Source organism: Paenibacillus sp. FSL P2-0121 (assembly GCF_037975345.1).
In the GTDB taxonomy this organism is placed as follows: Bacteria; Bacillota; Bacilli; order Paenibacillales; family Paenibacillaceae; genus Paenibacillus_AQ; species Paenibacillus_AQ odorifer.
The window spans coordinates 5,401,099-5,419,807 of sequence record NZ_CP150245.1; the positions used below are offsets into that span (position 1 = coordinate 5,401,099).

The window sequence follows — 18,709 nt, forward strand, 5'->3', positions numbered from 1 at the left end:
TAATAGCCTGTTTGCGCTAAATAGAGTCATCTGAGTCCGTTAGCAACTCCTTGCATTACAGTCGACTCACGACCACCCTACGTCCAGCCCGTTTATCCTACTTGTTACTTGGCACTGTAAACCTTTTTGACCTTCAGGCTTATTTTTTACTCCGCACTTCAAAAATCGCAAACTTCAGATAGTGTCCTTCGTTAACGCCAAGTATTTGTGGGTGGTCTTTGCCTGCGGCCCGCCATTCCACAAGTCTCAGCACCTTGCCAGCATCTTTAGCCGCATCGGCAATCGTTTCGAGGAACAGATCTGGCTGCATATGGTAAGAACAGCTTGCGGTAACCAAATAGCCGCCTTCGTTCACCAGCTTCATCCCGTGCAGATTGATATCCTTGTAACCACGACAAGCGCCAGCTACTGCACTTTTGGTTTTGGCAAACGCCGGAGGGTCCAGGATGACTACATCCCAAGTTCTTCCTCCACCTGCTGTCATCGGCTTGGATGTGTCGGTTTTGGCTGTTTTGCCTCCGGTTTTAGGATTTGCAGCAGCTGCTGCCGTCTCTGTTCCACTTGCAACTGTCGCCCGTTCAGAACGTTCCTCTAGTCCTTTAACCTGATTCCGTAGATATGCAAAAGCATCATCCACTACGAATTCAACACGATCGCTAAAGCCGTTCAGCTCCACATTCACTTTGGCACTCTCAATGGCGTGTGCTGAAACATCAAGGCAGGTTACTTTTTTCGCGCCATACTTGCAGGCATGCAGCGTGAAGCTGCCCGTATGCGAGAAGCATTCCAGCACTGTCGCACCGTCCCAATAAGGGAACGTTACATGTTTGCCGCTCTTATTAACTGGTAAGGTCTGTAGTGAACCATCCTCAGTTTCAATTTCCTGTAGCGTAATGCCGCTTCGTCCTCCCCACCCTTTCATGAGCGGAGCAATGGAAGCTCTATTCTCACGTTGGTCAAAGAAGTAACCTGTCTTCTGGCCCTCTTCAATATCAACGACCAGCTTCAGGCCATTCTCGCTCACGGTTACATGCCTTGGACATTCCCCGTACAGCACACCCGTTGTCTGCTCCATACCTTCAAGCTCGCGCACACTAACATCACTGCGCTCATAGATTCCGCGCGGTTCCATAACCTGCACCAATGCTTCGACGATTTCTGCACGCCGCTTGTCCATTCCGAGGGTAAGCAGCTGCACAACCAAAATATCTCCGAATCGATCTACAATAAGCCCCGGCAAAAAGTCCGCTTCACCATAAACCAAGCGATAAGCATCCGCACCCGGAAGGAACCGGTTTCTGTGTTGCAGACAATTCGCAAACCGTTCTGCAAAAAAGGCTGTATCCATGATCGCAAGGGGTCCCTGCGATACAATTCTTACCCGAATCTGTGACGCTGGATTGTAATATCCCACGGCCAAAAATCGGCCCTGATGATTAAGGACATCTACTAATCCCCCCGCTTCCGGATTCCCTTCTACCGATGCGACTTCACCTGCATAGACCCATGGATGGCCCTGTTCCAGTCTTTTTTTGCGATTGCGTTCTAAAATAACCGATGGCAATGACTTCAACTCCCTGTTTTTCTAAAAATGTTTTTATACATGTCCCATGCAATACATTCATATATTGGTGTACAACCCTCGTCCAAAGGAGTATGCCCTATGTTCAGTGATTTGCTGTTCCCTATCATATATGGTCTTGTTATCTTTCTAGCCGGCATGAAGCTGATGGAAACGGCGTTGTCCAAGCTAGCAGGCCCTCTATTAACTACAAGCCTAAATAGAGCTACCTCAACACCTATTAAAGGAATGATTGCCAGCAGCCTGTTGTCCGCCTTACTCCAGAGCAGTACTGCTGTAACGGTGTTGACTATCGGCATGGTCAATGCCGGCCTGCTTACCTATGCCCGCACACTTGGCATTATCCTGGGCAGCAACATCGGCACCACATTAACTACAGAATTGATCGGACTTCAGATCAATACCATGGCCACGCCCTTGCTGGCAGCCTCGCTCAGTCTGTGGGCAGCGGCAGTTATTGCAGGCGAACTGCCGCCTACATCGCGAGTGGCAGAGTTCTGCCACAAAATATCCCCGCCGCTGCAATTTATCAGTCTGGCTGTATCAGGCTTCTCCCTCGTCCTATGGGGCATCGCTGTCATGCAGTCTATCGGCGGAATACTTCAGGAAAGTGGCTTATTCCTCTGGTTCCTAAACCATGCCGCTACTAGTGCCTTATGGGGGCTCGCCGCTGGAGCGTGCCTAACAGCCATGCTCCATAGCAGCGCTGCTGTCATAGCTATGGCTATGAGCATTGCCGCCTCGGGTGCCATGCCGCCTGAGCTAGGTATAGCCATTGTGCTGGGCGCCAACGTAGGCACCTGTGTCACAGCGGTCATCGCTTCCATCGGCGGCACGCCATCCGGCGTCTTCGTCGCTTGGTCCCATGTTGCGCTTAATGTAGGTGGTGCACTATTATTCTTGCCCATGATCGGGCTGCTACAAGCAAGTGCTGCATGGATTGGTGGAGGCCCTGCTTCACAAATCGCCCACGCCCAGACCATTTTCAACGTAGTCTGCTCACTTCTAGCACTGCCATTATGCTACCTGCCTATATGGTCAAAACTGGAGAAACATCTTCAGTCTTAACAAAAAGGTGCCGTTTATTATAATCCCAGTTTTCCACAACTGTACTATTATACTTCAATCGAAAATATTATAAAACCGCGAACCGTCGTAAAAAGTGATCACCGTCGAGAAAATTCCAATCAGCGCAAACAAAGCCAATGCAAAATAATCGTCTCTCGTGAACGGGCGACGGCTATACCAAGTTCGTTTGGTCTCAGTGCCAAAGCCGCGCAGCTCCATAGCGGTACTGATATTTTCAATCCGCTCGATACTAGTCAGAATTAGGGGCATCAGAATCGAAATGATATTTTTTAGCCGCTTAGGCAGCTTTTCTTTTCTAGAAATATCTATTCCCCTTGCTTGAGCAGAAAACGATATATTCTCATAATCTCGTTGAATATCCGGAATGTACCGCAGTGCCAGCGATACAGAATATGCAATTTTATAGTTCACTCCAACTCTATTTAAGGATGCTGCAAATTCACTGGGATTGGTCGTTAGAAGAAATAATAATGCCATAGGAATGACCACCGCATATTTCAGGGCAATATTGAATTGATAAAATAGCTGCTCCCAAGTTACCGTATACCGGCCTGCAATATGCATAATATCATGACGTGTCCCGTAAACACGTACGCCCTCCAAAGGAGAAAAAATAAAGATAGCTATATGATTAAGCAAAAAGAAAATCAAAATAAAATATAATACGAAAGCATAATCCTGAAATTGAACTTTGGAAATTCTAAAGGCAAGCAAACTAAATAACAGCATCACAATTAGACATCTTGTATCATATGTAATCATCCCCGTCACAGACCACACTACAAATAAAATCAACTTCGTAGCGCCGGTAAGACGGTGAATAGGTGAATCCTGCTTCGTAAAAGTTAACATTTTGGCCTTCATCCGCCTCGGCTCCTCCTATCATACGCAATAAACCTTCTAACGAACTCCTCCGGTTGTTTCAATCCAGCTTTTATAGCTAGGGCAAAAAGCGAGGTTTCTTTCAAGTTCGCTTTTTTCACCACATCAGTATTCGTTAATATTCGCTCAGGGCTATCATCCGCAAGCTTCACGCCATCAGCTAACACTATAGCTCTATCGGCATATTCCAGCATCAAGTGCATATCATGCGTAATCATAATGACCGTCATCCCCTGCCCCCGCAGCGTCAAGAGAAACTCCATCATTTCGTTATAATGCCTGTAATCCTGAGCAGCAGTCGGTTCATCCAAAATGATCACTTCCGGCTCCAGTACCAGAATGGCGGCAATCGTGACCCGTTTCTTTTGGCCGTAACTGAGCGCCGAGATCGGCCAGCTGCGAAAAACATAAAGTCCGCACACCTTCAAGACTTGATGGACGCGTTCACGAACGAGCTCCTCAGGGCAACCTCGGAGTCTTAGTCCTAGGGCAACCTCATCATATAAAAGTGTCTTAGAAATCATATGATTGGGATTTTGCATAACAAAACCAATCCGCTCTGCCCGCTCCTTAATCGTGTCCTGAGCAATATCACGCCCATGCATCCGTATTGATCCGGAAGTAGGTTTATAGAAGCCACAAATCAGCTTAGAAACTGTAGATTTCCCAGCCCCATTTCGCCCCGCTATACAGACCATCTCTCCTTTATGAATACAGAGATTGAGCTTATCCAGCACCTGCTGATTTTTTTCGTATCCAAAAGAAATATCTTGCAGTTCAAGGATGGGTGGGCTCTCCAGCTTATCCTGGCGCGACTGATTGCACTCATACCAGATCTTAAGTTTATTAGAACACGCCTCCAACTGAATATCGTTCACATGCTGCGGATTCATATTTGCTGTAATCGAACATCCGGCATACTTCAAAGCCGTTAAATAGAGAGGTTCCCGAATGCCAACTTCTGAAAGCAACGTTGTGCTCAACAGCTCTGCAGCCGGCATATCCGCCGCAATACGTCCTTCATGGATCACAATAATACGATCCACCGCCCGATGCAGCACCTCTTCAAGACGATGCTCGATCATAATAACGGTTTTACCTGTCTCTTTATGCACTCGATCAATAAGCTCAATCGCTTTTGTACCGGTATAAGGATCTAAGCTTGCCAGCGGTTCATCAAAGAGCAGGATGTCCACATCACCTACCAGTACACCTGCCAAGGACGTTTTTTGCTTTTGTCCACCCGATAACTCCTGAGGAGAAGAGGCCAGAAAATCGTGGATATCCACCGCTCTTGCGGCAGCCGCCACTTTGCTCTTCATTTCTGTCTGCTGAACCACATGGTTCTCTAGACTGAAGGCGATATCCTCACCAACCGTTAATCCTACAAATTGTCCATCCGGGTCCTGCAATACGGTACCTACCTGATTGGACAGCTCTGCGATACTCAGATCCTTCTGCTCCTGGCCTATAACCCGTAATGAACCTGATATTTCCCCTCTGTAAGCAAAAGGGATGAGACCATTAATGCAATGAGCCAGTGTACTTTTCCCAGAACCTGAGGGTCCCACGATAAGCACCTTCTCCCCTTCAACAATCGTTAAGTTAATCCCCTGTAGTGTGGGTTCCTGCTGCGCCCGATATTGAAAGCTGAAATCCTTAAATTCAATCATTACTTTTTTCATCTGAGACCTTCCTCTGGGTTAATGTGAAGAGAAAAAAGCCGGTGATTTCCACCGGCTTTTTAGCTTGGATATGTATTCCACTCAAGCTTCTCTAGTCAAGCTGCCCTGTTTCGTTCTTGTCTTAGCATACGCAATGGCTAGTAAAGATCCGATCACTGCCACCGAAGCTATATTTAATGCACCTGCGGTCAGTCCTTGCGTAAATACTTTATTAGCGGGTTCTGCATAGATCAGAATATCCAACACTGGGGCTACAAGGAACCAAGCTACAGCATTCGCTGCAATCTGAGCCAGATTAAAGCGTATTATTTCCTTCCGTCCGAATTCCCCGTCATGAATAGCGATTCTAGCTACTAACAAGCCAATAACCAGCCCTACAATTCCTGATGATATGACCCAACTGAACCATGGCGATCCATAAGATATCGTATCCTTCAGGGTATGCCCGATCAGGCCTATAAATAATCCAGCAAACGGGCCGTACAATAGGGAGAACAATGCCAGTAATGCGTATGTAGTCTCGATGTTAGTGTTTGGAATACCCGAAGGAATCGAGCCGAATCTCCCCAATATAACGAATAAAGCAGAACCAATACCAATCGCTACAATCGTCTTGATCGACAACACCTTTTGTTTTGCCATGTTTTCATCTCCCCCAACGCATCTATTATGTTTTATGTGATTATACATCGGAATAGTCGGAATTACTATAGAATCTAAATAAAAAAATCTGCAAAGCAACATAATGTTGGCTTTGCAGATTCATAGTTGATAATTCAGATCTTATTCTCTATTACTTCACTGTCACTGATACTGTAACTGTTTTGCCGCCTAGCTTTCCTTTAATGGATGTCGTTCCTTTACTCACAGCTACAATCTGACCACTTGCAGATACTCTCGCTACAGAAGGCTTGGAGCTGGTCCATACCGCACTTCCAGTAACAACAGCAGTCTTACCAGTATCATACTGTGCAGTCACAACAACATTCTGAACGGCTCCCGGAGCCATTTTCAGTCTGCTCTCATTAACGGTCAGCTTTGTTAATTTAGGAACTACAGTAATTTTGACACTAGCAGCAATCCCTTGGTAAGATCCTGTCAACGTAGCAGTACCTTCTGTTACTGCTTTAACGGTTGTAGCTTTAACCGTAGCAACCGCCTCGTTTGAGGACTCCCAATTCATACTGCTGGAGACATTCCCTGTCTTACCATTAGAATAATAAGCCGTTACCTTTATCGCTTTAGAGCCTTTAATGTTCATTTCGATAGCAGTAGGTTCTACAACTAGCTTAGTAACCTTTTGTTCAATGGTAACTGGGATACTGATGGTTTTATTAGCGTAAGTTCCCTTTAAAGTAGCAGAACCCTTCACCAGTCCTTTGATTACCTTACCGGAAGTTGTTGTCTTGATAATCGCATTCGTACCGGTAAGCTCCCATTCCATAGTTGCAGTAGCATCAAGTTCACTGCCGTTTTCCATCACAGCTTTTACTTCAGGAACAGCCTTCTCTTCACCAGTAACAATCACCAGGTTTTCTTCTGGTCCAAGCAAGACAAGGACTTTATCTTTCACTGTAACCTTTACTTCAACACTTTTTTCTCTTACAGCAGTTTTTGAAGTCGTTGGGTTTTCTGATTTTATTTTACCGATAACCTTCACAATACCTGCCGATTCAGCAACAATCTTGCCGTCTTTAATGGTGGCAATCTCATCATCCGCAGAAGTCCACTCAATATCACTGCTAAGATCTAGCTTTGTTCCGTCAAGCTTTGTACCATTTACTTTTGGAAGGCTTACGGTGTCATCTGTGTAAAGCTCCAATTCCGTCTTGTCGGCTGCCAGTTCTGTGATCGTAGGATACACTGTCAGCTTAAAGCTTTTATTAATTCCTCTGTACTCTGCTTTAATAACCGAAGTTCCCACTGCTTTAGCAGTCACTGCCGCAGTATCGCTACCAGGCGTAACGGTTGCCGCCAATTGGTTATCCGAAGTCCATACTGCGCTGCCTGAAATGTTCGGAGTAGAATTCGCAGCATCGCGAACCTCAGCTTTAACGTTCAGGGTTTCGCCCATAAACAGGAATTGATCTCCTGTAGGAGTAAGTAGCAGCGCTTCATAAGGAGCACGTACATATACGTCTACTGTTTGTGTAATCCCTAGATAGGATACTGTAATTACAGCTTTACCAGCAGACAACACTTTGATCTCGCCTTTGTCTACTGTAGCTACACTAGCACTAGAAGAGGACCATTCCGCTTTCTCTGAAATATCATTTGCGCTGGATTTTGTAGTTTCTTTAGTCTCTGCAACCAACTTCAAAGGTGCATCTCCGACTAGCATCTCTAGTTCTTTAACGATTTTGTCGTCATGTTTAAGCTCAATTTCAGAATAAGGCAATTTCACTACAGCCTTAAAGGTTGCTGTTAAGGTCTTGTATTTGGCAGTGATCGTTGCTGTACCTTCACCAGCCAAAGTGATCTTACCTTCTGCAATGGTCAACACGCTTGTGTTGGAGCTGCTCCAAGTAGTATCAGCCGTTACATCCTTAGCAGAAGTCGCTGTTTCTCCACCAATCGCATTGGCTTTGACCAGCAGTTTATCCTCATCATCACCCAATTTGTAGTTCCCTTCAGAACTATATTCGAGCTTCAGTTCTTTAACAGGATGGGCTACCTCAACTTCAATGGTAGCAAGTGCATGATTATAAGTCGCTGTAATAATAGCTTTTCCACTGTCAATCGGAGTCAATAGGCCATTTACTACCTTTACAGCGTTTGTGTTAGAAGAATTCCATACAACTGCACCTGTCACATCTCTTTTAGATGAGGACCCTTCCACATTCGCATATACCTTAAGTTGCTTTGGCGTTTGTCCAACCGTAAGCTCTACTTTAGCGGAGCTTTCGAATTCAATCGAGTTGATATCGCCGGTCGCTGCAAAGACACTTACCGGAAAAACCGCAGTAGCTAACAATATCATGATGAGGAGCATTTTCGTCATTTTCCTGTACACAGTCATTTGTTCTCTCCCTTAGGCTATAATGTCGTTCGGTGGTTTATCCCCACACTCTTTTACTTATATCGACAATTGTACCCTAAGTGTTTACCCCCTGGCTCTATAAAGCGAAATTCGGGACTTTCAGACTAGATAATACGGTAAAGGTTGATCAAAATATTAGGAAGTAATATGCTAACTACTAAATTCTTTCTTGAAACAAGGGGGCTACGATGAGTGCAGAGAACGTCCAACTAGAAGCAATCCCGTCTCCTAAACAGGAAGATAGCTTCCTTAAAGGGGTAAAAGATTGTATTCCCACACTACTAGGGTACTTAAGCATCGGACTCGCAGCAGGTGTTGTTCAAAAGACAGCCGGGCTCAGCATTGCTGAGATTGCCTTAATCAGCTTGATTCTTTACGCGGGCTCAGCTCAGTTTATAGCTGCTGGAATGATAGCTGTTAGCAGCTCGCCTGCGGCCATTATTATTACGATATTTATCGTGAATCTTCGCCATATTTTACTTAGTGCAGCTCTTTCACCTTATTTCCGCCATCTTTCCCCACTGAGAAATATGCTGGTTGGTTCTTTATTGACTGATGAGACCTTTGGAGTTGCCATCAATCAAGCTTTGAATAAGCAGCAAATCAGTGAAAAATGGATGCACGGTCTAAATCTCACCGCTTATTTAAATTGGTTTCTTGCGAATGTAGCGGGAGCTTTTTTAGCCCAGTGGATCTCAGACCCTGATCAATTCGGTTTACAGTTTGCCTTACCTGCGATGTTTATTGGCATTCTTGTAATTTCCATGATTGACCGTAATAAAATCAAACTAGATTTGGTTGTCGCAATCCTTGCCGTGATCATAGCAGTAGGAAGCTCCTTCCTATTCTCCAGCAGTGTTGGAGTGATTATCGCTACAGTCATTGCGTCAACAATAGGGATGGTGTTTGAAAAATGGAAGTGAGATGGGATGTATTTCTGATCATTCTAGGAGCAGCTTTTGTGACCTTTATTCCCAGGGTGGCTCCGCTCATGATCCTTAGCCGGTTTGAATTGCCAGAATGGGGAATGCGCTGGTTAAACTATGTTCCTATCTCTGTTATGGCAGCATTAATAGGTCAGGAGATTTTTTTGAATGATGGGAAATTTTCGTCTTTAGCTAATAACATTGAGCTTTTTGCGGCATTGCCTACTTTTTTGATTGCGATAAAAACCCGGAGCTTGCTAGGCACTGTACTGGCGGGGATTGTTTCAATCATGATTCTACGGATGTTTTTTTGATCCACTTCTACGCGTATGAAGTCACTATCGGACACAGCTGACCTTATTCGCAGCATTATCCCACTTTTGGAACACTAACGGACACCATAGTCGCTATAGTCATGAAAAACACCTATTATGAACTACTTTCTGAGGAATAGCTGCACTGGAGTCCGAAACTAAGCATAAAAGGCAAAAAAAATACAAATAACGCCAGCTGGGTCCGAAAGCATCATGAGATTGTTATGAATTGGTGGTCTAGACAGCAACAACTTAAAAACAGAGCAGCCCTTCCCCGCTAACGGGAAAATGGCTGCTCTGTTGTCTTTTACTAATATCTATTGCTTAACGGATATCAATTGCTTAACGGATAGCCTGCTGAAGCCCAGTCTGACTAACCCCGACCAACTCACCGCGGCATTCGTTCACGCCAGCTTCCGTTATCCTCACCTGACAAAGTTCTCCTTGGAGTGAATCTTCTCCATCAAAGAACACCTGCAAATAGTTGTCGCTAAATCCATGCTGGATATTGCGCCCCGGAGCCCCTTTTGCGGCTCTTTCCGGAATAACACTTAATGTCTGGCCTACAAATTTGCGAGCATAAGCTATTTGCATTTCTTCCGAAAGATCAATCAATTCCTGCACGCGTACATTTTTGATTTCTTCGTCGATCTGATTCTCCATCCGCGCTGCCGGAGTGCCCGTCCGCTTGGAGTAAGGGAATACGTGCATCTCGGAGTAATTAATAGCCTTCATGAAGTCGTAGCCGGCACGGAACATTTCATCGGTCTCCCCCGGGAACCCAACGATAACATCCGTAGTAATCCCGACATCTGGCATCGCCTGACGGATCAGCTGCATTTTAGCGTAATATTCTTCTGTCGTATATTTACGGCGCATCGCTTTCAGCACATCATTATGTCCGGCTTGCAGCGGGATATGCAGATGACGGCACATTTTAGAGGAACGGTTCAGCACCTCCAGCAGCTTCTCATCGATCTGGCTAGCTTCGATAGAACTGATACGTACCCGCTCCAGTCCATCCACCTTATCTAGATCCCACAGCAAATCGGCTAGACGGTAATTATCAAGATCGTCACCGTAACCACCGGTATGAATACCCGTGAGCACAAATTCCTTATACCCTGCTTCTACTAATTGATGTGCCTGGGTTACGATACTTTTGGGATCACGGCTGCGGGAAAGTCCACGCGACCATGGAATGATACAGAATGTGCAAAAGTTGTTGCAACCATCCTGAATCTTCATAAAAGCACGCGTCCGATCCGCAAAGCCAGGTACATCCATCTCTTCGAATTCACGTGTCTTCATAATATTACGAACAGCGTTGACCGGCTGACGTGAGGCTTCAATGTTCTTTACATGCGTCATGATCTGATCGCGGTCCTGGTTACCAATAACAAGATCGACACCAGGAATATCAAGAATCTCACCAGGAGAGGTCTGCGCATAGCAGCCAGTAACCGCCACGATAGCTTCCGGATTGCGGCGAACGGCACGACGAATCATTTGACGGCTTTTTTTGTCACCTGTATTAGTTACAGTACAAGTATTAATCAGATATACATCGGCGGGTCCCTCAAAATCGACCTGCTCGTAACCTTCATTTTTGAATAGCTGCCAGATGGCTTCAGTGTCATAAAAATTCACTTTACAACCTAAAGTATAAAATGCTACGGATGGCATCTCTTAAGCTCCTCCCATTTCTCCCGATTCATATAAAATACAAGCAGCGGCAACCATGCCCGCTGTCTCACAGCGCAGAATACGCCGTCCTAGTCCTACGGAAACCGCACCAGCTTCTTCTGCCTTTTGGCATTCCTCTGGTGTAAAACCCCCTTCAGGACCTACCACAATCAGTACCTTCCCACCAGCCTGCGGTGAAAGCGAGGATAACCAAGGGGCAACACTGCTGCGAAGCTGCAAGCCTTCTTCTTTTTCATAACAGAAATAAACAGCATCATATTCACTAAAAGTCTGTAGCAGCTGCTTCCAGGATAACGGTGAGCCTACAGCCGGAACGATGTTCCGGTGTGCCTGCTCGGCAGCTTCTTTACAAATTTTACGCCAGCGGTCCAGCCGCTTACTTTCCTTGCGTTCATCGTATTGTACAATCGTGCGCTCCGACAGAAAAGGAATAAAACCAACGGCTCCAATTTCTGTACACTTTTGAATGACAGTTTCCATCTTATCGGCCTTGGGTAAGCTCTGAGCCACTGTGATTTTTATCCGCGGTTCATGCGTCATCTCCAGGGTTTCCAGGATGTTCACTGTCACTTCCCCTATTTCGATCTGAGCAATCTCCACTAACGCTTCACGGGAGACGCCATCGCTGACAATAAGCTTGTCCCCAACCTTACCGCGCATGACTTTGGCAATATGCCTTGCATCTTCCCCGTCAATTCTAACGTTATCTGCACCAAACTGCTCTGGTGTAACAAAATATCGCTGCATCTCTTCATCATCCTGTTCATGAATTCAGTAAGAAGAAACGGTAAAGACGCCTTAATAAAGACGTCACCCGTTTCTTAGAGAAATATAACTATGGATCAGGCGAAATTTAACTATCCTATTTTTCAACAAATTACATAATACAATGTTTAAGCAGGGTTGACCAGACTTCAGTCCCTACCTTAGCTGCCAAACATTCTTAGGAATAGCTGCACAAATGTTCTCGACATTTCACTAGCCCAGTGGCCAAGAGGATCGATGGTATAGGTTCGTAACCCTGGAATAAACAGAATTAATAAAAAGATAAATACAGCCCATTGCTCAAATTGCTGTAATCTGCCCCGAATGGAGCGAGGAGCAATATCCTCCACAATCCGGTAGCCATCCAGCGGAGGCAATGGAATCAGATTGAACAAGAATAAAAAGAAGTTCCATTGAATAAAGGTGCCAAAGAACAGATACACTGCCTCTAAAACGCGATCATTGGAGATCGACTCTAATACACCGGTTGCCGCAAGCACCCCATATATTAAAGCACCAATAATCCCTAGTAACAGGTTACTGATTGGGCCCGCAGCAGACACAATGACTCCCATCAGACGGGGGCGGCTAAAGTTATCACGGTTTACAGGAACTGGACGTGCCCACCCGAAACCAGCAACCAGCAGCAGTAAAATACCAAAAAAATCGAAGTGTACAGCAGGGTTAAGCGTCATACGTCCTAATAATCTAGCGGTAGGGTCACCGAACTTATTTGCGAAATAAGCATGACTGAATTCATGTACTGTAAAAGCAATTAAAATCGTAATGAGCAGAAAAGGAAGCTGATCCAGATCTACACGTATTATACTTTGCAATATATCCATTTTTACCTCTTTCCGGCTGTAAATGCCACCCAATCTTCTTCACGGGATACTTCCATAATCTCAAAGCCGGACTCTTGTAGTGCGTTAGCCACAAGTCCTTCTTTATCCTTATAAATACCAGAGGTAATATACAAGCCTCCTGGCTGAAGTGCACGATACACATCATCCGTAAACAATACGATGATTTCTGCCAAAATATTCGCAACTACAATCTTCACCGGGAGTGTAACGCCGAGGCTATCCTCTGTTACTTGCTCCGCAGGTGTTCCCTCAAGAGTGTGACCCGGTCTAGCGGATGGCCACATTTCTCCAGCAGCCGTGTCAGCTACACCTTCACCGCCTAGCAAGGAGAGCAGGTCGCTTTCTTTTACCGTAATGAACTTTTCAAGTTTATTCAGTGCTACATTCTCCCGCGCACTTTCAACAGCTACAGGGTCCAAATCTAACGCCAGCACGGATTTCGCACCGAGCAGCATTGCACCTACAGCCAATATTCCTGAACCCGTACCAACATCGATTACTTCTTCGCCGCCGCTAATATTCTTCTCGAGCGCACGCAGGCACAAAGCTGTTGTAGGGTGAGTCCCTGTACCAAATGCCATACCAGGGTCCAGCTCAATGATTGCTTCATCTGGGCTCTCAGGCGTATATTCCTCCCAAGTTGGTTTAATCGTGAGACGCTCCGATACCCTGAGCGGTTTAAAATATTGCTTCCAAGCATGCGCCCATTCGTCTTCATCTACGGTTTTCCAAGAAATCAGCGATTTGCCCGGATCAATGCCGTACTCACGCAATTCTGCTACCCGTGGAGTCAGTTCTTCTATAACAGCATCCATATCCGTGGAATCGGCATAATAACCTTTGATTACCGCTTCCCCTTCTGGGATATCATTCAAGGGTTGGTCGTATAATTCACCGTAACGCGTATTCCGTTCTTTACTGAGTGTTCCGGATTCTTCAATAGAAACCCCACCCGCTCCTGCTTCATATAAAAAATTCGAAATCATTTCTTGTGCATCTTCTGTTGTATGTATCGTCACTTCATGCCATAACATCTTTATGTGATCCTCCTAAAGTTTTGTGAGCGTTAGCTTCATTGATTAACTTCGTGCAAAACTGGCTTCGAAAGCATAGGCTTAGTTTTGTGAGCGTTAGCTTCATTGATTAACTTCGTGCAAAACTGGCTTCGTAAGCATAGACTTAGTTTTGTGAGCATTCGCTTCATAGTATAACATTTCTTCTTGGGGTAACGCCAAACTACAGATCAACGCTCTGCCATGCCCGTGCTGTTCCTGCAAAAGCAATCGAGCGAATGATCATCTACCATCCCCGATGCCTGCATAAAAGCATAACATATGGTAGAGCCGACAAACTTCATGCCTCGCTTTTTTAATGCTTTACTCATTGCGTCAGACTGAGCCGTTGAAGCAGGGACATCCGCACGTGTCTTCCAATGGTTAAGTGTAGGCGCGCCCCCCACAAAGCTCCAGAGATAATCTGAAAAGCTGCCTGTTTCCGCACTAATTTGCAAATATACTTTTGCATTACGAATGATAGAATCAATCTTTAAGCGATTTCTAATAATCCCAGGATCGTTCATCAGCTCAGCAATTTTCAGCTCATCATAATGCACAATTTTTTCCGGATCAAATCCATCAAATACCTCTCTGTAATGTGCCCGTTTTTTTAAGACGGTGTACCAGCTTAACCCTGCCTGCATGCCTTCGAGCATAAGTAATTCAAACAGCTTCCGGTCATCATACAGAGGTTTGCCCCACTCTTCATCATGGTATGCGATATATAAAGGATCCTCATTAACCCAAGCACAGCGAGTGATTTCCATCCTTTTCTCTCCTTTACGCTAATCCTCGCTGAGTCCACTCAGCATCTACTCACTGTAAACGAAAAAAAGGGAAGAACACAAGGTTCCTCCCTAAAAAAGATTTTCTATGGCCGCAGCTGCACTCTTGTTTCTTTATCCGGATCGTCAGTCGTATAGAAGAATATATAAATAGAAGCTTCTGTACCTTTGAAACCCTTGTAAACATCAATGGCCTTATTGTTTCCATCCCCCGTGAAATTAACGGTCAGAGGTTTACCTAAAATACGCTCTTTCCCCAGTCCGATATGGGTCTGGTTAATTCCACCGAAGCGAGCATCTTCACTTTCAGTCTCTACATAAAGATCGGCACCCTGCATATAGTACGTCCATTTTACCGGGTATCCGCTAAGCTGCTGGATAAGCGTCTGTTTCTTATCAGATATATTCGTCAACAGAAGTGGTGTTTTTTCGTCCTTGTTAATTTTATAGCTGCCGTGCTGAGTCACCTTGTATTTAGCAACAAAGGTAATTGGCGTCTCTTCTGTGATTTCAAGGTCAACTGGCCGCTCAAAACGAAGCACTGTTAATTCCGGCTCACCTTCTGGAGATCTCCAGAAATTGCCCTCCAGCGTCTTGCCTGCTACTTCAAGAGTAGACTTTTGATACGGGAAATTGTTGCCTTTCTCTTTACTTCTAATAGCGATTCGAATTTGAGTAGGCGTCACTACCATTTTCTCCAGCGTGTAATTAGGTTCGCCCTCTTCTAGCGGCAGATTCAATGAAGTATTTATGGTTCCGCTCTCCATCTGCTTTTTGCTTAATTGAAGATCAAAAGCTAGGGGCCCCTCAACCTTTTTCTCTTGTTTCATGTACTGCAGCTTGTAATTCACTTCTCCACTGGAAATATCAGCCGCCTTAAAATATTGCTGGGACGTATATTCCCCGTTTTCTCCCGGTGTACCGAAAGCACCTCCAGCCAGCGAATTTATGAGCGTTCTGTTTTTGTAAGCGACTATATTTGGAAAGGCCCATTCTTTTGTTTCTGGCTGATCAAAAATGATCGCTGAAGAGAATAATATTTTTTCTTGTCCTTGGGTAAAAGGTTTCACCTCTATGCTGCGCATTCCTTCCTGTCCAATAGGAAAATTTTGTGTCTCCTGCGATTGGATATCCAGCGGTAAATCTAACTCCTGTGTGCTAAAGGCTTGCAGATTATCTGCAACTAGTTGCACATTCACAGTATCCTTTTTCGGTGTCCAATCACTCTCGAAATATCCGTTGTAATGTTGATTTTTCTCATCCCATAACACATAACTGAACTCACTAGGACCATTCGCCCCATCTGCGCCCTTCAAAGTCATTCCATTAACATTCCAATTTTCATTTTCCAAGCGTTTTCCTACATCCAAAGTGAATAAGATAACCGTCCGATTCTCATCCACAATCGCTGTATGTAGCTTCAGAGTTACTCCATCCTGCGTCACTGACTGGTTCAGTTGTTGTCCGAGATTTTGGGCCAGCGCTGCTTGAACGCCTCCTCTCCCATGGAGCAAATTATCCCAATCATAATGCACTGCTGCATATACGGGTGCCGCTGCAATAAGTACTGAAAATGAAGCCACCACAGCTATTTTACTCCAGTTTCTCCCTCTGTTCCCGCTACCATTCGCCATACGAAGTTGTAGGGGAGTCATTGTACTGTTTTCTTGCTCTAAACGTCCCCACATGCGTTCAAAATCTGGATAAGGCACACCTTTATCTTCATTTAAACGATGCTCCAGCATATTTTCTAACTTTTTCAAAAGCTTCGCCCTCCTTTAGTTCAAGTTGAACCCCAGCCTCCTGCAGGATTCTCCTCATTACCGTTAGCCCTTTATGCAGCCTAGATTTGGTCGTTCCAAGTGGAATGGACAGCAGATCCGAAATTTCAGCCAGACTGAAATCATGCATATACCTAAGTGTGAGCACCATCCTAAGTTTGATAGGGACCTGGCTCATATATTGCGCCCACTCGACCTCCGTCTCACGCTGCTCAATCTGCTGCTCCACAGCTGTTTCTGCCGTTTTATTAAAGAAATGAAGGTTGTCCGTAATCTTCTGTTGTAAAGTCCGTTTTCGTTTCAAATGATTGAGGCAATGGTTGACCGTTATTTTCATAATCCAAGCCTTGATATGCTCCACGTGCTCACGATTACTGCGAAATACGGTAATAAAGACATCCTGAGTCAAATCCTCTGCATCCGCCGCGTCATGCACCATATAGTAGCAAGTCCGGTATACATCTTTATTGTAGGTTTCAAATAACTCCCGGTTACTCTCCAAATTTTGCGCCCTCCTTTCTTGACTGAGATATCTATATGACAACCAATCCTTGGAAAAGGTTCGTTTTTCTGAGCATAAACTATCGCTACTCTTAAAGACATAGAGAAAATCAAACAGGCTTAATAATCTGAATGAAGCAAATGGAGGAAGGACAATGACTCTTTTAACTACTGGTCCGTAGAAAACAATGTTAACTCAGAAAACAACACAAGACTTACACAACAGGTCACTGTCAAAATTGCTAATGGTAGCGGTCAGATTGCTTCCACAGTTCTGATCGAAGGCTACTACATGAATGAAGAAAGAATTCAATATGTAGGTGATCTGCTAGATGTGATGCCAAATCATCCAATCCAACTCTCATTTTGGGGTAAAGACAGTGCAGAGAAATTAGTAGCCCAGCATCGATTAGCTACAGCAGAATTACTCGGATATGGGGCAACTGGGGCAACTGGGGGGACGGGGGGCTAAAGGTGGGACTGGCTCTGATGGGGCGATTGGGGACACCGGAGTTACTAAGGTTAGTATTACTGTAGACGGAGTCATCACAAATCATAGATATATGATTCCTACCTTGATTGTTAACAAAATCGGATAATACCAACAATAAAAGGGTCCATCTCTTTCAAGTAGGAGACCGACCCTTTTTTGCTGATATTCAATCTATCAACATACATATTAACAATTAAAGGATATCCATAACCTCGCGCGCTTGTGTGTCGAGATTTTGTGCAGAAGAAGCAATCTTCGAAAAATCCTCCAACGCTACCAGAACCTGCTGCTGACTATCTTCTATACTTTCTTGTACTTGATTTGTACCTATAGAGATCTTTCCAATTTCCAGCGTGATCGCATCCACACTATCCCGTACCTTTATGATCGAATCTTGTACCATGGAAGATAATTTTCTTACTTCTTTTGCCACTACGTCAAAACCTCGCCCATACTCCCCGGCATGCGCTGCCTCAATAGCAGCATTTAGGGCTAATAATTGCGTTTGCGAAGCAATATCGCGAATCGTTTGCACGATGCTATGAATCGCTACAGCTTGCTTTTCAAGATTAGCTAAAGTATGTGTATTTTCTATCGATACTTCGGCGATTTTGTTGATGCTTCGTAATAATTCTTGACTGCGCTCAATACCTAAATCTGCTCTTTGATTCAAGCTGTCTGCCATCTCTTGCATCCGTTGGACAACATTACTCATGTTGTTTTGTCTTTGGGTGATATTAGTTGCTATTTTAGATACTCCGATGACTTGTTCATTGCTTTCATCAAACACTGGCATGTAGGTGGCTTCAAGCCAAACCGCATTTCCTTTCGAATCCATTCGTTCGATCTTATCCTGAAAACTCTTCCCTGTAAAAAGATCCTGCCAAAACCGTTCGTAACCTGGGCTATCTGCGAAATGTGGAAAACAGAATTCTTTATGATGCATTCCGTACATTTCATCTTTTTTATATCCCATGGAATTTGCAAAAACTTCATTCACATAAGCTACCCGGCGATCAAGGTCAAACCGGATAATAGCTAAATTTCTTTCTAAAGATCTAACAACAAGCTCATCAGTAACTCCTTGAGAGTGTACCAGCCCCATTCTAATTCCCCCTGAAAAAATTCAATAGTTGATTGGTCGTAGTTAGTATATTCGAACAATTATACATCCTTAATCTGTAGTGTGATATTAGCTATTTTACTTAAAATATTTATAACATCTGCAGACGTTAATA

17 protein-coding genes are annotated in these 18,709 nt (G+C 44.6%); 4 read left to right on the plus strand and 13 right to left on the minus strand.

What is annotated here, in order from left to right:
* Positions 1 to 139: 139 nt before the first annotated feature.
* Positions 140 to 1,564 carry a class I SAM-dependent rRNA methyltransferase gene (locus tag MKY54_RS23890; RefSeq protein WP_339188164.1) on the minus strand — a complete coding sequence of 475 codons (1,425 nt, stop codon included), beginning with the start codon at positions 1,562 to 1,564 and terminating at the stop codon, positions 140 to 142.
* A gap of 99 nt (positions 1,565 to 1,663) precedes the next feature.
* On the opposite strand from MKY54_RS23890, the gene MKY54_RS23895 reads away from it, so the two are divergent.
* Positions 1,664 to 2,650, plus strand: coding sequence for a Na/Pi symporter (locus MKY54_RS23895; RefSeq protein ID WP_076128981.1), 987 nt, complete (start codon positions 1,664 to 1,666; stop codon positions 2,648 to 2,650).
* A 54-nt stretch (positions 2,651 to 2,704) separates the two neighbouring features.
* Here the strand turns inward: MKY54_RS23895 and MKY54_RS23900 are convergent, their stop codons facing one another.
* The 4 genes from MKY54_RS23900 to MKY54_RS23915 form a co-directional block, all read right to left on the minus strand.
* Positions 2,705 to 3,535: an energy-coupling factor transporter transmembrane component T gene (locus tag MKY54_RS23900; RefSeq protein ID WP_076128979.1), complete on the minus strand. Its 831-nt coding sequence runs from the start codon at positions 3,533 to 3,535 to the stop codon at positions 2,705 to 2,707.
* A complete protein-coding gene (locus tag MKY54_RS23905) occupies positions 3,532 to 5,238 on the minus strand; it encodes an ABC transporter ATP-binding protein (protein ID WP_076128977.1) in 1,707 nt (568 codons plus the stop codon). The genes MKY54_RS23900 and MKY54_RS23905 overlap by 4 nt, the downstream gene beginning before the upstream one ends.
* Positions 5,239 to 5,319: 81 nt before the next feature.
* Positions 5,320 to 5,880 (minus strand): ECF-type riboflavin transporter substrate-binding protein, encoded by a 561-nt coding sequence (locus MKY54_RS23910; RefSeq protein WP_076128974.1) that lies wholly within the window; start codon positions 5,878 to 5,880, stop codon positions 5,320 to 5,322.
* Between the two features lie 151 nt (positions 5,881 to 6,031).
* On the minus strand, positions 6,032 to 8,257 hold the full coding sequence (locus MKY54_RS23915) for a hypothetical protein (protein WP_076128972.1): 2,226 nt from the start codon (positions 8,255 to 8,257) through the stop codon (positions 6,032 to 6,034).
* A gap of 209 nt (positions 8,258 to 8,466) precedes the next feature.
* Here MKY54_RS23915 and MKY54_RS23920 point away from each other — a divergent pair, with 209 nt between their 5' ends.
* Both MKY54_RS23920 and MKY54_RS23925 read left to right on the plus strand, forming a co-directional pair.
* On the plus strand, positions 8,467 to 9,201 hold the full coding sequence (locus MKY54_RS23920; RefSeq protein ID WP_036683898.1) for an AzlC family ABC transporter permease: 735 nt from the start codon (positions 8,467 to 8,469) through the stop codon (positions 9,199 to 9,201).
* A complete protein-coding gene (locus tag MKY54_RS23925; RefSeq protein ID WP_076304270.1) occupies positions 9,192 to 9,518 on the plus strand; it encodes an AzlD domain-containing protein in 327 nt (108 codons plus the stop codon). Before MKY54_RS23920 ends, MKY54_RS23925 begins: the two co-directional genes overlap by 10 nt.
* Positions 9,519 to 9,860: 342 nt before the next feature.
* On the opposite strand, the gene mtaB is transcribed toward MKY54_RS23925, so the two are convergent.
* The 7 genes from mtaB to MKY54_RS23960 all read right to left on the minus strand — a co-directional run bounded on the left by mtaB (position 9,861) and on the right by MKY54_RS23960 (position 16,979).
* Complete coding sequence (gene mtaB / locus MKY54_RS23930) at positions 9,861 to 11,204, minus strand: tRNA (N(6)-L-threonylcarbamoyladenosine(37)-C(2))-methylthiotransferase MtaB (protein ID WP_076304269.1); 1,344 nt, start codon at positions 11,202 to 11,204, stop codon at positions 9,861 to 9,863.
* A 3-nt stretch (positions 11,205 to 11,207) separates the two neighbouring features.
* Positions 11,208 to 11,972, minus strand: coding sequence for an RsmE family RNA methyltransferase (locus MKY54_RS23935; RefSeq protein WP_076185272.1), 765 nt, complete (start codon positions 11,970 to 11,972; stop codon positions 11,208 to 11,210).
* Positions 11,973 to 12,151: 179 nt separating this feature from the next.
* On the minus strand, positions 12,152 to 12,835 hold the full coding sequence (locus MKY54_RS23940) for a site-2 protease family protein (protein ID WP_076128966.1): 684 nt from the start codon (positions 12,833 to 12,835) through the stop codon (positions 12,152 to 12,154).
* Between the two features lie 2 nt (positions 12,836 to 12,837).
* Entirely contained in the window at positions 12,838 to 13,890 is a 1,053-nt protein-coding gene (prmA, locus tag MKY54_RS23945; RefSeq protein ID WP_036683907.1) for a 50S ribosomal protein L11 methyltransferase, read from the minus strand.
* A 209-nt stretch (positions 13,891 to 14,099) separates the two neighbouring features.
* Complete coding sequence (locus MKY54_RS23950; protein ID WP_076192116.1) at positions 14,100 to 14,678, minus strand: DNA-3-methyladenine glycosylase I; 579 nt, start codon at positions 14,676 to 14,678, stop codon at positions 14,100 to 14,102.
* A gap of 104 nt (positions 14,679 to 14,782) precedes the next feature.
* Complete coding sequence (locus tag MKY54_RS23955; protein WP_339188170.1) at positions 14,783 to 16,459, minus strand: DUF4179 domain-containing protein; 1,677 nt, start codon at positions 16,457 to 16,459, stop codon at positions 14,783 to 14,785.
* Positions 16,419 to 16,979: an RNA polymerase sigma factor gene (locus tag MKY54_RS23960; RefSeq protein WP_076128962.1), complete on the minus strand. Its 561-nt coding sequence runs from the start codon at positions 16,977 to 16,979 to the stop codon at positions 16,419 to 16,421. Before MKY54_RS23960 ends, MKY54_RS23955 begins: the two co-directional genes overlap by 41 nt.
* Before the next feature lie 291 nt (positions 16,980 to 17,270).
* Between MKY54_RS23960 and MKY54_RS23965 the strand changes: the two genes are divergently transcribed.
* Positions 17,271 to 17,450 (plus strand): hypothetical protein, encoded by a 180-nt coding sequence (locus MKY54_RS23965; RefSeq protein ID WP_076128960.1) that lies wholly within the window; start codon positions 17,271 to 17,273, stop codon positions 17,448 to 17,450.
* 214 nt (positions 17,451 to 17,664) lie between these two features.
* Here MKY54_RS23965 and MKY54_RS23970 read toward each other — a convergent pair whose 3' ends face one another.
* Positions 17,665 to 18,576, minus strand: coding sequence for a methyl-accepting chemotaxis protein (locus tag MKY54_RS23970; protein ID WP_076128958.1), 912 nt, complete (start codon positions 18,574 to 18,576; stop codon positions 17,665 to 17,667).
* Positions 18,577 to 18,709: the final 133 nt, after the last annotated feature.

Coding starts and splice junctions, on each gene's coding strand:
- MKY54_RS23895 (WP_076128981.1), top strand. CDS start 1,664: ATGTTCAGTGATTTGCTGTTCCCTATCATATATGGTCTTGTTATCTTT.
- MKY54_RS23900 (WP_076128979.1), bottom strand. CDS start 3,535: ATGAAGGCCAAAATGTTAACTTTTACGAAGCAGGATTCACCTATTCAC.
- MKY54_RS23905 (WP_076128977.1), bottom strand. CDS start 5,238: ATGAAAAAAGTAATGATTGAATTTAAGGATTTCAGCTTTCAATATCGG.
- MKY54_RS23910 (WP_076128974.1), bottom strand. CDS start 5,880: ATGGCAAAACAAAAGGTGTTGTCGATCAAGACGATTGTAGCGATTGGT.
- MKY54_RS23915 (WP_076128972.1), bottom strand. CDS start 8,257: ATGACTGTGTACAGGAAAATGACGAAAATGCTCCTCATCATGATATTG.
- MKY54_RS23920 (WP_036683898.1), top strand. CDS start 8,467: ATGAGTGCAGAGAACGTCCAACTAGAAGCAATCCCGTCTCCTAAACAG.
- MKY54_RS23925 (WP_076304270.1), top strand. CDS start 9,192: ATGGAAGTGAGATGGGATGTATTTCTGATCATTCTAGGAGCAGCTTTT.
- mtaB (WP_076304269.1), bottom strand. CDS start 11,204: ATGCCATCCGTAGCATTTTATACTTTAGGTTGTAAAGTGAATTTTTAT.
- MKY54_RS23935 (WP_076185272.1), bottom strand. CDS start 11,972: ATGCAGCGATATTTTGTTACACCAGAGCAGTTTGGTGCAGATAACGTT.
- MKY54_RS23940 (WP_076128966.1), bottom strand. CDS start 12,835: ATGGATATATTGCAAAGTATAATACGTGTAGATCTGGATCAGCTTCCT.
- prmA (WP_036683907.1), bottom strand. CDS start 13,890: ATGTTATGGCATGAAGTGACGATACATACAACAGAAGATGCACAAGAA.
- MKY54_RS23950 (WP_076192116.1), bottom strand. CDS start 14,678: ATGGAAATCACTCGCTGTGCTTGGGTTAATGAGGATCCTTTATATATC.
- MKY54_RS23965 (WP_076128960.1), top strand. CDS start 17,271: ATGAATGAAGAAAGAATTCAATATGTAGGTGATCTGCTAGATGTGATG.
- MKY54_RS23970 (WP_076128958.1), bottom strand. CDS start 18,576: ATGGGGCTGGTACACTCTCAAGGAGTTACTGATGAGCTTGTTGTTAGA.